This is a genomic window from Hathewaya histolytica (assembly GCF_901482605.1).
GTDB classification, from domain to species: Bacteria; Bacillota; Clostridia; order Clostridiales; family Clostridiaceae; genus Hathewaya; species Hathewaya histolytica.
Map to the genome: position 1 here is coordinate 2272210 of NZ_LR590481.1, position 13621 is coordinate 2285830.

14 protein-coding genes are annotated in these 13621 nt (G+C 28.4%); all 14 read right to left on the reverse strand.

The features are described from left to right. Positions 1-134: 134 nt before the first annotated feature. The 14 genes from FGL08_RS10945 to yabG all read right to left on the reverse strand — a co-directional run bounded on the left by FGL08_RS10945 (position 135) and on the right by yabG (position 13532). Positions 135-359 (reverse strand): hypothetical protein, encoded by a 225-nt coding sequence (locus FGL08_RS10945; protein ID WP_138210823.1) that lies wholly within the window; start codon positions 357-359, stop codon positions 135-137. 168 nt (positions 360-527) lie between these two features. Then, on the reverse strand, positions 528-968 hold the full coding sequence (locus FGL08_RS10950; RefSeq protein ID WP_138210824.1) for a YwiB family protein: 441 nt from the start codon (positions 966-968) through the stop codon (positions 528-530). Positions 969-984: 16 nt separating this feature from the next. Continuing rightward, positions 985-1965: a DUF814 domain-containing protein gene (locus FGL08_RS10955; protein WP_138211330.1), complete on the reverse strand. Its 981-nt coding sequence runs from the start codon at positions 1963-1965 to the stop codon at positions 985-987. Between the two features lie 22 nt (positions 1966-1987). Further along, on the reverse strand, positions 1988-3019 hold the full coding sequence (locus FGL08_RS10960) for a D-alanine--D-alanine ligase family protein (protein WP_138210825.1): 1032 nt from the start codon (positions 3017-3019) through the stop codon (positions 1988-1990). Positions 3020-3162: 143 nt separating this feature from the next. Continuing rightward, on the reverse strand, positions 3163-4539 hold the full coding sequence (ypeB, locus tag FGL08_RS10965; protein ID WP_138210826.1) for a germination protein YpeB: 1377 nt from the start codon (positions 4537-4539) through the stop codon (positions 3163-3165). Between the two features lie 113 nt (positions 4540-4652). Then, entirely contained in the window at positions 4653-5294 is a 642-nt protein-coding gene (spoIIR, locus tag FGL08_RS10970; protein ID WP_138210827.1) for a stage II sporulation protein R, read from the reverse strand. 63 nt (positions 5295-5357) lie between these two features. Further along, positions 5358-6542: a Ger(x)C family spore germination protein gene (locus FGL08_RS10975; RefSeq protein WP_138210828.1), complete on the reverse strand. Its 1185-nt coding sequence runs from the start codon at positions 6540-6542 to the stop codon at positions 5358-5360. After that, entirely contained in the window at positions 6532-7635 is a 1104-nt protein-coding gene (locus FGL08_RS10980) for a GerAB/ArcD/ProY family transporter (protein ID WP_138210829.1), read from the reverse strand. Before FGL08_RS10980 ends, FGL08_RS10975 begins: the two co-directional genes overlap by 11 nt. A 41-nt stretch (positions 7636-7676) precedes the next feature. Then, positions 7677-9137, reverse strand: coding sequence for a spore germination protein (locus FGL08_RS10985; RefSeq protein ID WP_415578605.1), 1461 nt, complete (start codon positions 9135-9137; stop codon positions 7677-7679). A gap of 38 nt (positions 9138-9175) precedes the next feature. Further along, a complete protein-coding gene (locus tag FGL08_RS10990) occupies positions 9176-9367 on the reverse strand; it encodes a CLC_0170 family protein (RefSeq protein WP_138210830.1) in 192 nt (63 codons plus the stop codon). A gap of 96 nt (positions 9368-9463) precedes the next feature. Continuing rightward, positions 9464-10309, reverse strand: coding sequence for a 4-(cytidine 5'-diphospho)-2-C-methyl-D-erythritol kinase (gene ispE, locus FGL08_RS10995; RefSeq protein WP_138210831.1), 846 nt, complete (start codon positions 10307-10309; stop codon positions 9464-9466). Between the two features lie 123 nt (positions 10310-10432). Further along, entirely contained in the window at positions 10433-11992 is a 1560-nt protein-coding gene (locus tag FGL08_RS11000; protein WP_138210832.1) for a DUF3794 and LysM peptidoglycan-binding domain-containing protein, read from the reverse strand. Positions 11993-12183: 191 nt separating this feature from the next. Beyond that, positions 12184-12420 carry a Veg family protein gene (locus FGL08_RS11005; RefSeq protein WP_138210833.1) on the reverse strand — a complete coding sequence of 79 codons (237 nt, stop codon included), beginning with the start codon at positions 12418-12420 and terminating at the stop codon, positions 12184-12186. Between the two features lie 194 nt (positions 12421-12614). Next, a complete protein-coding gene (yabG, locus tag FGL08_RS11010) occupies positions 12615-13532 on the reverse strand; it encodes a sporulation peptidase YabG (RefSeq protein ID WP_138210834.1) in 918 nt (305 codons plus the stop codon). Positions 13533-13621 lie beyond the last annotated feature (89 nt).

Below are 13621 nucleotides of genomic sequence, written 5' to 3' on the forward strand. Positions count from 1 at the left end.
TAATTCTTAATATAATTTATATACCCTATTTAAATCATATTTATTAAATCAAAAATCATTAAATGTGATTTTACTTTAAATTATTTTATCGAACTCTTTTATAATATGAAAATATACATCTCTAAATTCTTTATTTACAAAAAATTGTTCTTCTGCCTCTCGGCTTTCTTTTTTATATTATTTATTTTAAGTTCTTTTGATAACTTCTCTTCATCCATACAATTATATTTTTTTAACATTAGAAACAATAAGTTTCTACATTCTTCTTCATCCAATATTTCTAATAACTCTTCTTTTTTTACTCCCCTGGCTGAGCATATAATTTCTATTATTTTTTCATACCTGTTTTCTAAAAACATATTCTCACCTCACATACTTTTATTTTAATTATTTACATTTAATTTCTTTTTAAACGTTTATAAGAAATATGTGCATAATCAACTAAAATTGAGCACGTAAAAAAGGTAAAACTTTATACATAAAGTTTTACCTTTTTTATTTATGTTTAGCTTTAATATTTAATAATCTTAATTTATACTATTATTTATATCTTCTATGATTTTAACATTTACATTTAATTCAGTAGAAATACTTTGACCGTCAGCAACATTTAAATTATAGTTAGAATATATATTGCCTCCTTGGTCATTTAAGTCTACTTTAACCTTTATAATATCCATAGAAAAACTTAAACTTCCCTGTGGTGTACTATATAGTATGTGATCAGTTCCATTCTTTTTAAATGACATCTTAGAATTGATAGTACCCTTCCTACTCAAAGTAAATTCATCATTTTCTACTTTTAAAATAGTCGTTGTACCCTCCATGCCTGATAGCTCTGTTTCTTCATATACAACATAATATTTACCGTCTTTTTTATAGAATTTTCCTGGAGTTACTACTTCAATAATATCATCTTCATAACCCTTTTGCTTACTAATAACAGATATTATTGCCTTTTTATTCATTTTTCTCACCTTATACCTATATCATATATTTTTTAAGTTCTTCTTCAGTGGCACTTTTAGATTCTATTGTGTTACTCAATGCCTCACCGAATTGCCCATATTTAACTTTAATACTCTCTTTATCTTTACCTTTGCTATATCTAGAGGTAACTTTTGCAGCAAACTCTATATCTTCCTTTGTACGTTCACCTATTATTACCACTAAAGATCCTTTAAAATCCTTAGCTAGCATGTACACATCTTCCTTAATTAATAGTTTTTTTAATATTTCTGTTTCTTCTTTTATTCTTGTAGATATTATTTTACTACTATTACTTACCCTAAAATGCCTACCAATTTTAAGAAGTTCAATTTCTCTACTAGTTACATCTTCCCTATGTCTTAATAGATCTTTCAATCTCTTAGAAAAATTAGGTTCAGTTAATTTACATCCACCAGCTGGAGAAGGATAATCAATTATACCCCATTTTTCTGCAAGTTCCATTTGAACTTTTCTATTTCTCCCTGATATATTTAGTAACTTGCTTCTATCAACTAGCCCTTCTTCTTCCATCTCTGTAGGCTCTAAATTTAATGCACATAATGGTCTTAAAATTTTGTTTCCGATCCCTGATTCTTTCTTTACCAGTTGTAATGCTGATTTATTTTGGGACATAGGTCTTTGATTTAAAACCTCTCCAGTTATTATAAAATCCGCATTGAACTTTTCTAATAACTCACCAGAATATTTCATCATCATAGCATGACAATCTATACATGGGTTCATGTTTTTACCATACCCATGTTTGGGATTCTTAACCATCTCTAGATGTTCTGTAGAAAAATCGATAACTTCTAAAGGTATTTCTATCTGTTTTGTCATCCTCTTTGCATGCTCTTCGTTAAAAAAGAAAGATTTAAAACATATGCCTATAACTTCTATGTCTTGTTCCTTAATAAGCTTTGCAGCTAATATGCTGTCTAATCCACCTGAAATCATAGCAACGGCTCTTGTCATGTTATCTCTTTCCCCTCTCCTACTAACCATCTTTTCTCTCTATAGCAAGTTCTATTAATCTATCTATTAATTCCTCATAACATATACCTGTAGCTTCCCACATCTTAGAATACATGCTTATGTCAGTGAATCCTGGAATTGTATTTACTTCATTTAAGTAAATTTCTGTAGTATCTTTTGTAACTAAGAAATCTACTCTAGACATACCTGCACAATCCAAAGCTTTATACACATCAAGAGCTCTTTGTCTTACATTTTCTAATTCTTGGTCAGTTAAATTTGCAGGTATAAGTAATTTAGACTCTTCACTTTGATATTTTGCCTCATAGTCATAGAACTCTTTAGCAGGAATTATCTCTCCTGGGATTGATGCTTTAGGATCGTCATTTCCAAGTACTGCAACTTCTATTTCTCTTGCATTTAATGCTTCTTCAATCAATACTTTTCTGTCAAATTTAAGAGCTTCTTCTATACCTTTTACTAATTCATCTCGATTATGAGCTTTTGTAATTCCAACAGATGAACCGCTATTAGATGGCTTTATAAACAAGTCATAGCCTAATTTAGTTTCTATCTTATTAATTAACTCTTCTTTTTTGCTTTTATAATCAAAAGCTGTTACCACTACATAGTCTGCTTGCTTTATACCAAATCTCTCTAATACATATTTTGTATAAACTTTATCCATACATACTGCAGATGACATAACTCCAGGACCTACACAAGGAAGATTTAATAGTTTACACATTCCTTGAATTGTTCCATCTTCCCCGTATAGTCCATGAAGTACTGGGAATACTACATCAACTTCACCATTAAACAAAATTTTTTCACCCTCAGGTTTTTTATAAAATTGATCTTCTTCCCATTTTCCACTTTTTATATTTTCTATATCTCCAGTGTATTCAAACCATTTTCCATCCTTTGTTATCCCTATAGGATAAACATCATATTTTTGTTGATTTATATGCTTTAAAACAGATGAGGCAGATAATCTAGACACTTCATGTTCTGTAGATTGACCTCCAAATAATATAGCCACTTTTTTGTTCATTTTATCTCTCCTATATCTAAATTAATACAATAAAACTATATATTTTATTGTGAAATTCTCTTTACTTCTAATACTTTATATTATATATAGAGAGAGATAATTTTAAAAGTGTATAAGAGATATTTTTAAAATAAATTTCAAAATTAAATTGTTAATTCTCCATTCGGAGTATTAATAATTTCAACTATTCTCTCCTCATATCCTGTTTGAGCATTAATATAAACTATATATTTTTTATCTCTATAAGTACCTAAATACTCATAACATAGAACTTCAGTATTAGTTTCTGTAGGAATAATCGCTAAACTAATCTTACTGATATCTAAATTCTTACCCACCCTTTCTTTTCCTTTTTCTGGCGTTATTTTAGGGTTCGGTATTTTTCTATCTTTAACATGAGAAATTAGATATTTATCACTTTCTATACCTATTATGGATCCATCTATTAAGGATATTTTAACTTTAATTTGATCAGGATAGATTGTTACATCTCCTTCTTTGTAAACATAGTTAACAACTAGATAATCCTCGTATTTTAACTTAAATGTTGGCATCATACCCTTATAACCCATCTTCTGCAAAGTACTCATTCCTATCTTCTCTGCTTCTTCTGGTTTAAGTTTAGGTGCTCCTTTAGCCTTGTTATATAATAAATATACTATATGTCCTCCATTCTTACTAACTTCAGCTACTATACTTTCTCCTTCTTTTTTATTCTTTAGATCTACATTAAATCTATAAGAAGGAATTCCGCCTTTAGCTTTCTTATCTTTAGGAGGTTGAATATTTTCTATCTTGCTTATGTTTTGTTTTCCGTATAAATCCTGTATACTTTCCTTACATTTATCTATTGTAACTTCTTTTTCTCCAATAACCTTAGGTTTTATATTTAAAGAGTTATCAGAAAACGGCCCATCATATATAAGTACTGGATATTGAATTATCTGTTTTTGGATACTTGTAAATTTATTTGCTAGATTATCCTCTTCCTTGGCAAATACTGTAGAAGTCTTTTTCCTAATTTCACCCCAACTTACCTTTCCCTTATTTATATCGTTTATAACGGAATTTAATTCTGTTTCTAGAGAATATGCCTGCATTTCTAAATCATTTATCTGCTCAAACTCCTTATTTGTTAACTTTACATCTTTCGATGCACTATTTCCTAATACATAACAAAAATCCCCTACTTGGGTTAAAAATTTACTTGTATTTCCTAATGTTGCTTGAGAAATCGGTAAAGAATGTAGATTTTCATTTGCCATAGAAGCATGTTTAAAAATCTCGTTAAATACACTTATACTTTGTTCTCTTGATCCTACAATAGCAACTTTACCTAAATTTGTTCTTATATTCTCAACAGAGCCTACCATATTATATAAGTTCTTACTATATTGACTTTGAAGATAATTTCTATAATCAATTCTCTCCAAAGTCATTAATAATGCAAAAGTAGTTGAAAAAACAATAATCATTGTAGCCACTAATGTATATACTACTCTCTTTTTACTTCCTTCCATAATATTGCCTCCTATCTTTGTGATAAAATATGTTATTAGTTTTTACTAATTCCGCTATACTATGTATAAAAAAATAAAATAAAAGACGATTTTACTCAAAATCGTCTTTTATTTTATTTAGCTTTTTTATTTTTATTTAAAATCTCTACTACTTTAAATTTTACTTTTAGTTTATTTTTATTAGAATTATTTATAGAATTATATTCTTCATCATTTAGAACAGTTTTCATTTCTTTTTCAGTCTTTTTCTCATTGACCTCTGTTTTAGTAGCATCAACAAAGCATAGTGGTGGAAACATTACGCACCACCAATTTTGTCCATTCCCAGTTCCTATTATTATTCTATATGCTTCGTAATTACCTTGTGGAAGAGTTATATTGCTATAAGTTTTTTGAGGAAAATTCTCTCTAGAAAGATTTGTTTTAACATCATACTTATATCCATTTTCTCGTATAACTTTTTTAGAAACCTCTATTATATCTTTATTATATCTATTTATAATTTTTCTTGATTCTTCTATATCATTACAATCCTTTAATTTAGGAGATATAAATTTTAATACGCTATCTCTAACCTTTAATTTAAGTTCCTGATCTTGTTTAGAATCACTATTAGCTATAACATGAAATCTAACTATCTTATTTGATATGTCATTTATTAATTCTTCCTCATTTTTAGAATTTCCTTTAGCATTATTTCCAAATACTCCAAATAATATTAAAGATATTATTATAAAAGTTAGTGTTTTTTTCATAACCGATTCCCCCTAAATATGATTTATTCTATTTAGGAGTATATCCATATTTTTACTTTTTAATCATCTAGTTATACCTATTCTTCTTATTTTAGTATCAAAATTAACTTTTATATTTGCACCTTTATAAATTTCTTCCCAATTCTTCTCTATCTCTCTCCATTTATATGGGTGATATTTTTTTATGTGTTCTCTAATTCCAAAAGGTTCAATGTTATATTTATATTGAAGCATATTTATTACCTTTTCACACTCAACGCCTAGTGATTTGTTAAAATCACCTTCTATTTCTCTTATTTTATCCGCAGACAACAAATCCTTTTCTACTGTAAATCCATTTATAGCACCTTCAATTTTAATATCTATATCCATTTCTAATTTATTTTTATCTATTTTTTTAATCTTAAGCTTGCGCTCTACACCTTCTATACTATAATCTATAGGATGACCATCTTTATAAATAACCTTTTTACCACTTTTCACCTTTCCTCTTAATATTTCAATATCTGATGTTTCTACACTATTAAGATTACCTATAAATTTATAATCCTTAATTAATCCAATGCCATACAATATTAGCTCATTTTTATTCTTATCTATTTTCATATAGGGAACAATTGCACTTCCATTATCACCTAATAACTTTAAAAATTCATTTAATGTAGTAGGTAATATACTTGCCGTTTTATTACTATTTTCCATAAGTCCACTTACGTAATTTTGAAAGTTACGTTCCATTTTAGGTTTAAAATTTTCGTATTCTTCTGCACTTCCCTCTACTATTACTATATTCATACTTCTATTTATACTGGGATTTCTTTTGAAATAGTCCATGACCTCTTTCATTATATCAGGATAAGATAATATAGAATCACTTAAAATTAATAACTTGCTTTGTCCTAAATGAACACTTCGACTACTTTTACTTATAGCCTCTGATAAACAATCAGTCATTGAATATCCTTCAGTCATTATATTTTTTTCTTCTGCCGCTCCACCTATGTTAGGTCCTAACATACTTATATCTGGGAATCCGTATGTCACCTTTAATTTTTTAATTTGTCTTTCTTGAAATGGATCTTCTTTATTTACATTCTTTAAATCTTTCCACCTATCAATGTCCTTTCCCGGGTCTATAGCTATGGTAGACACAAATATTCTTCTATCTATCTCTATTTTATCCCAACATCCTGTTAGAAACATAGAAATTATTATTAATATGGAGATTAGTTTAAATTTATTTCTCATTGGTCTTCCCCCTTTTACTTTTAAATTTACAAAAGAGGTATATACAAATGGGGAAAAGCATTATTGCTATATTAATCCAAGCATAGGGAAACTTCTGTCTAAACTCATAAACCTCGGCTATATTACTAGCACTTAAAGCAACATAGTAATATATTGGTGCTATAATAGCAGCTGAAAATCTAACATCTTTTAATTTCATTACACTACCTAATATTTCAGATGAAAAGTTAAACATATTTATAAAACTCGTAAAGAAAAACAAAATCCAAAATACCATAACAACGCCTTCCCATCTTTCTATAAAAGCTCCTGGAATATTTATGGATCTAATAGTAGATATAGTTGGCCATAGTAAAGATTTAATTTCATTGCTTCCAAAAATTGAAAGGGCAAAAACAGTAACTATAATATATGATACTGCTACAAAAATTGTTGATTTAGTTAATACCTTACTAAGTTTATCCTTATTTTTAGCATAAGGTATAATCATATATGCTATATTGGTTCCTATAAAAGCATACATAGCTTTTAATGTACCTTTAGCATAATTTACTGGTGCATTATTTAGGACAGGCAATACATTTGTAAAATCACAATTATTTAATGTTAACATAAGAGTTATAGATAAAGGTATGAAAACTATCCAAAATATTATTTCATTAAACTTTATTACAGCCTCTATGCCTCCACGAACTATAAAGATTCCAACTATTATAAATGAAATTATCATAAATTCTGAAGGAGTCTTCGGTAAAAGATACATATTCAAAACTTCTACAAATATCCTGATACCAATTCCACTAAACACTATATTATATAAACAAAATATTATAAGAATTATACTGCCTAATATTTTCCCAAAATTAGCCATAATTAACTCATCAAAAGTTTTAAATTCATTTAACTCCATAGTTTTATATATTAATTTTAGAAAAAATATATAAATTAAGCATGCTAATATAGTAACTATCCACCCTTCAGTTTCCACAATTGTTGTTACAGTTCTAGGATAGTAAAATATATTTATTCCCATTATGCTTACTATCATGGTACAAAATATGCCATAACTTCCAACCTTAAAGTTTTGTTTCATATATTCCACTTACTATAAGTAGTAAGAAAGTTCACCCCTTTCTATTTTTGCCTTATCTTATCTTCCGTTTTCATATATCTAGGTCTTTCTTTTAAATATTTTAATGGTAATCTAATAAATAAGTCCTTAAAATCTTTAAAACTAGGACATACTATAGGAGCTAGATATGGTATTGTAAAACTTTTAAGTCTGACTAAATGTATTAATACTAATATTAATCCTAGAACCATTCCATATAATCCTAATGCTGCTGCTAGTATGATTAATATAAATCTAATATATCTAAATGCAGAAGTAATTTCATAATTGGGTGTTATAAATGTAGTAATAGCTGTAACCCCAAGTATAATTATCATTATAGGACTTACTATACCAGCACTAACAGCTGCCTGACCTATGATTAGTCCTCCTACAATACCTATTGTAGCCCCTATGGCTTTTGGAAGCCTTGCTACTGCTTCTATTAATAATGCTAAACTTACTTCCATAATAATAGCCTCTATAAACGCCGGAAATGGAACACCTTCCCTAGATGCTGCTATAGAATATGCAAGCTTTGTAGGTATTATGGAAGTATGAAAAGATGTTATAGCTACATATAGTCCAGGTAGTATTATTGACATAAATATAGAAAAGAATCTAAGTATCCTAACTATAGAACTATCTATCCATCTTTGATAATAATCATCTGGAGATTGAAATAAATTAATCATAGTACTAGGGACAATAATTGCAAAAGGTGAGTTATCTACCAATATAGCTATTCTACCTTCATATAAAGCAGCTGCAACTACATCGGGCCTCTCTGTGCTTTGAATTTGAGGGAATGGGGAAAATCTATTATCTTCTATAAATGCACTTATATACGAGCTATCTAAGATAGCATCTATATTTATACTATCAATTCGATCCTGTACTTCGCTTAATGCTTCTTTGTTTACAATATCATCAATATATAAGATAGCAACATCAGTTTTGGATCTTACTCCTATACTTTTAGCCTGTATTTTAAGTCTGGTATCTCTAATTCTTCTTCTAATTAAAGCTGTATTAAATCTTATAGTCTCAACAAATCCTTCTCTCGATCCTCTTATTGCTGTTTCAGCTGAAGGCTCTGATACACTTCTTGTTGGCCATGAACGGTTAGCAATAACATAAGCCTTTTCAAGCCCATCTACAAACATTAGAGTTTCCCCAGAAAGAATAGCATTAACTCCTTTTTCTAGACTCTCAACTTCTCTTATATCAGAAACAGAAATAATATTATCTTTAATTTCACCTGCAAGAATAATCTCTTCCAAGTTCTCCATTATAGGTTCTATAACATATTCATTTAATAAAAGTTTATCTGCCATGCCATCTATGTAAACTAATCCAACTTTTCTGTCTTTTAAATTAAATTCTCTAAATACCATATCTGAATTATCTTTTAAAAGTTCTCTTAGATACTTCATATTATTTTTTGTCCATATATCAATTTCTTTTTTTATATGCTCTTTCAAAACTATAACACCTACCTTATTTCAATTTAACTTATTTTTCAAGCAAGCTCCCTAATAAGAAAAAGTATGAACCCAATTATTATTAGAGAATATCCTAATATCCTTGCTCTTTTTTCAGCAGTATGGTCTTTAATTTTTTTAAAAGTTCTTACATCAATTTGAGTCAATATAAGCCCATCAATTAATACTAATATAAAAAAATATTTGTCAAATAATTCAAAATATTCCATGATAATGTCTCCTTATAAAAATAAAAAACTATTTAAATATAGATAAGTTCTATGTTTAAATAGTTTTTGCTAACATATATTAATTTATACAAAATATCATAAAGTTCTAGTAATGAATACATCATTATATGTGCATTTAAAATATTCATATGCTCTCTGAGCTTTTAGCATATCCTCAAATAGTCCAAATACTGTTGGACCACTTCCACTCATCAAACTTCCTACAGCACCTAAATTCATCATATTTTTTTTAATATTAGAGATAGTAGGATAAACACTTACTGTTACATTTTCAAGAACATTTTTCATGTTACTTCCTACAAATCTTAAATCTTCATTTTCCATAGCTTTTATTATAGCTTCTGTATTAGGGTGCTTATATATTTTATTTATATTTAAACTTTTATATATATCTTTAGTAGATACTCCAAAATTAGGTTTCACCAAAACTAGTATGTAATTTCTAAATGGTTTTAATGGATTAATTTTTTCCCCTATACCTTCACAAAGTGCGGTTCCTCCCTGTATACAGTAAGGAACGTCAGCCCCGATTTCAAGACCTAGTTTCATTATCTCATCCATACTTATATGCTTTTTAAAGATTTCCCTCATTAAGGATAAAACTGCTGCTGCATCTGTACTCCCGCCAGCAAGTCCTGCAGATACAGGAATGTTTTTTTGGATCTTTATATCTACTCCCACACCTATATTGTACTTTTCAATAAAAGCTTCAGCAGCCTTATATGCTAGATTTCTATTATCTAAGGGTACAAAAGGCTTATTACAAAAAACTTTAATTTCCTTTTCCTTATTTTCATTTATATCTATAATATCGTATAAATCTATTTGCTGCATTATCATCTTCAAAAGATGATAATCATCTTCTCTTTTTCCAACTACATCCAAGGATAAATTAACTTTTGCATAAGCTTTTTTTTGCATATATAAAACCACTTCCTTAATTGAATATTATTTCTCTAAACATTATAACATCAAATAAGTATTAATATATAATATTGTAAAAAAAGATAGTCTTATAATTAAGACTATCTTAAGATTTAAAAATTATATAATAGCTCTTCCTGGTATAATAAGTTTTGATCCAACCTTAATGTTATTAACATCTTCAATTTCATTTACCTTACTTATAGTTTCTATTGTAGTATTGTATCTTTTAGCTATTTTCCATAGAGTATCTCCTGGTTGCACAGAATAAATTATTATACTAGCTTTTTTCTTAGGGACTTCACCTTCCCCTTTTTCTACATGGACTAAAAACTCCTTGCCTTCCATATAATTCACACGTACATATAGCTGTACTATTGCCTTTATAGAAATATTGCCACCTCGAATTTCAGCTTCTACATCTTCCAGTGCCATTCTACAAAGTGATTGCATATGAATTTTTGTTCCTTCAATGTCCATAGCAGTGTTAAAAGGAATTTGATCTTCTATTGAATATGTCTCTTTTCCCTCTTCATCACTTTTATAGAGAACATTAACATTAATTATTCCATCAACCACAACTCTATCTTCTACTAGTTTTTTATCTGTTACATTTAAAGTAGCCTTGCAAAAGATAATTTCCCTCGGCCTAGGAATTGTACTATCTAGTTCAACATCTCCCTTTATGACCCTTTCTTCAGTAACCTGATCATGGATAATATTCATGTTGTATTGCTTTTTCTCCATGTTTAAGATCATATTAGGGCAATATGCATCTTCTATAGTTTTAAGTTCTTCTTTACACGTAACTCTAGTATTAGCTTTACCCATAAGAACTATATCTAATATTCTATTCTCTCCTAAATCATCTTCTTTAATAGAATAATTTAAATCCAATATATCGTATGATGTAAAATTATTCATATCTTCATTAACACTTCTTGATTCTAGATCTTTTTCAATAAATATATCTTCTTCAAGTGTATATATATCTTTAAAATTTTCTGGTGCTTGATAAAGTATTTTTATTTTGGCCCATAGTTCTAGCTTTAATTTTCCATCTAAAATCTTAACATCTTTTTTATGAAAATTAGCATCCCAATTTATTATTTTAGATACCTGTGGCTTTTCCATAGGTATCTTTATACTGCACTCACCCATTAAATCTGTAGATATATTATCTATAACCTTATCTATCAATATAGGATTTCTCCAAAATTGAACTTCTTCTGCTTCTTTAATATCTTTTACTATTTCATAATTATATTTGTTATACACTTCACTTTTTAACTTAACTATTCCTTCTATGCAAACCTTTCTTTCATTTACTATATTACATTCCATATGTTCTACAAAACACGCTGCTTCACAATTCATATCAGAAGTTGCACCATTACAATCTATGCTATTTGTAAATGATTTGGTATATTTTACTGCATGAACTTGAGATGCTTCTTCACCTCTATTAACATACATTAAATTATAGTCAATCACACCTTCTATAAATACCTTGTCTTGAAGAACTTGAATATTACTAACCCTCGGTCTTGCATCTAAAAGAAGAATATCTTCTACATCAGGATGAGTATCCGGAATTACATATTCATCTCTTAATACCGTATCTGCATAGTTTTCTCCTAGTAACTGCTCATACTCTATATTCTCTTTAATAAGTTCCATACTTTATTTCCCCCTTCTTAAAATACCTACTAATTAATGTATATAATGTACTTTAAGAATTTATGAGAAATAATTTATTTTTTATATGTCATAATTCTACTATTTTTTCTGGGATTAAATTATATAAGTCAGGATGATCATTGTTAAGTGAGATGAAAAATTTAGCTAGAAATATGTAGACCATATTTAGATTATGCTATATACTGAATTTGAACAGTTTTGGTAAGCACGTCTGAATAGCTATAAGCAATTATTCTGTCAAAACTACCTTCTACTTTTACTGTGAAAATACTTGAGTAGGCATTTTCTATTACACCATCTTCTATAAGGACTTTTTTCCTCCCTGCAGAATCTTTTAGGTTAACCTTTTTACCTACATGTCTTTCAATTTCTGATCTAATCACTCCTAATTGGCTCTTAGCTTCCATTAAAACACACCCTTTCTAAGGCATTTATATTAATTTTTATTAATATCAAATTTTACACATCTATTTATTATTATGAATATAAACCATATATTTTATACTAATTAATTATTTCATATAAAATATAGCATTTATGAATAAGAAATAGAGTAAAATGTATGGATTTTACCCTATTTATATATATATTATAGCACATTTTACTTTATAAATGAAGACTTAGGGAACCCCTCCCTATATTTACCTCTTGTTTGAAGGCCTCCTATTCCCTTTATACCTGTTATAGTGTTTTTAATTACTTCTTCAATGGGTACTATATTTTCAATATTGTAATACGCTATTTTTTCACAAACTAAAACAGGATCAAGACAATGTATTAGAACTCTATTAGGTGAACTGGCAAAATTTGCACCCGCATCTAATATTGCTTCATAACAGGATTGGCAAGCCCCTGCAAAAATAACCAAATCATCATAACTTCTTTCATAAGCCCTAAGTTTCCTAACTGTATCTATAAAATACTTGGTATTCCTATAATTATCTAGATCCATGTATTCTTTTGCATGCCTTATCATACCATCATGTCCTGTTATAACTACTATATCTGGATTATACTCCTTTACCAATTCTAATGTAATATTGGGTTGCTCTTTTTCTGGAATAGCATGTCCAAAGGCCTCCAGTGAAAGTTTTTTATATGTTTCAAGACATAATTGTAAATACTCTGAGTCTCCATCTATATGAAGTATACGTCCTGGTCTCCCAAAACTTAGGTTGTTTTTAAAGTTTCTTTTTCCACCTTCTCCTCTTGACTTTTTCCGAAATTTCCCTTGTTTTTTTTCCTTTGCTGAAACCAAAATAGATTTTTCTTCTTCCCTTTTTGCTATAACTTTTTTTATTGACTCATTAATTTTTTTATTGAATATAATATCTGCTTTACTCATATTTTTTTCTGTGACAACTTCAAGATCATCACCTAAAGCATCTGCCTCTATCCTAAGATTTACCCCTTTAAGTATATATACTTTTTCTTTATTTTCTAAAGTTTTTATATCTATTATTTTAAAAGTTATATCCTTTTCATAAGATTTTCGCACTACAAAGTCGCCTATATTCATTATACTCCCCCGTAAAGAATACTCTCTTAAATAGTATATGCTTAAACCTTATTGTTGGTACCTAAATATAAAAAGTAGCACTTTTAACT

Excerpts from the sequence above, each read along its gene's own strand:
- FGL08_RS10945 (WP_138210823.1), bottom strand. The coding sequence starts at position 359 with ATGTTTTTAGAAAACAGGTATGAAAAAATAATAGAAATTATATGCTCA.
- FGL08_RS10950 (WP_138210824.1), bottom strand. The coding sequence starts at position 968 with ATGAATAAAAAGGCAATAATATCTGTTATTAGTAAGCAAAAGGGTTAT.
- FGL08_RS10955 (WP_138211330.1), bottom strand. The coding sequence starts at position 1,965 with ATGACAAGAGCCGTTGCTATGATTTCAGGTGGATTAGACAGCATATTA.
- FGL08_RS10960 (WP_138210825.1), bottom strand. The coding sequence starts at position 3,019 with ATGAACAAAAAAGTGGCTATATTATTTGGAGGTCAATCTACAGAACAT.
- ypeB (WP_138210826.1), bottom strand. The coding sequence starts at position 4,539 with ATGGAAGGAAGTAAAAAGAGAGTAGTATATACATTAGTGGCTACAATG.
- spoIIR (WP_138210827.1), bottom strand. The coding sequence starts at position 5,294 with ATGAAAAAAACACTAACTTTTATAATAATATCTTTAATATTATTTGGA.
- FGL08_RS10975 (WP_138210828.1), bottom strand. The coding sequence starts at position 6,542 with ATGAGAAATAAATTTAAACTAATCTCCATATTAATAATAATTTCTATG.
- FGL08_RS10980 (WP_138210829.1), bottom strand. The coding sequence starts at position 7,635 with ATGAAACAAAACTTTAAGGTTGGAAGTTATGGCATATTTTGTACCATG.
- FGL08_RS10990 (WP_138210830.1), bottom strand. The coding sequence starts at position 9,367 with ATGGAATATTTTGAATTATTTGACAAATATTTTTTTATATTAGTATTA.
- ispE (WP_138210831.1), bottom strand. The coding sequence starts at position 10,309 with ATGCAAAAAAAAGCTTATGCAAAAGTTAATTTATCCTTGGATGTAGTT.
- FGL08_RS11000 (WP_138210832.1), bottom strand. The coding sequence starts at position 11,992 with ATGGAACTTATTAAAGAGAATATAGAGTATGAGCAGTTACTAGGAGAA.
- FGL08_RS11005 (WP_138210833.1), bottom strand. The coding sequence starts at position 12,420 with ATGGAAGCTAAGAGCCAATTAGGAGTGATTAGATCAGAAATTGAAAGA.
- yabG (WP_138210834.1), bottom strand. The coding sequence starts at position 13,532 with ATGAATATAGGCGACTTTGTAGTGCGAAAATCTTATGAAAAGGATATA.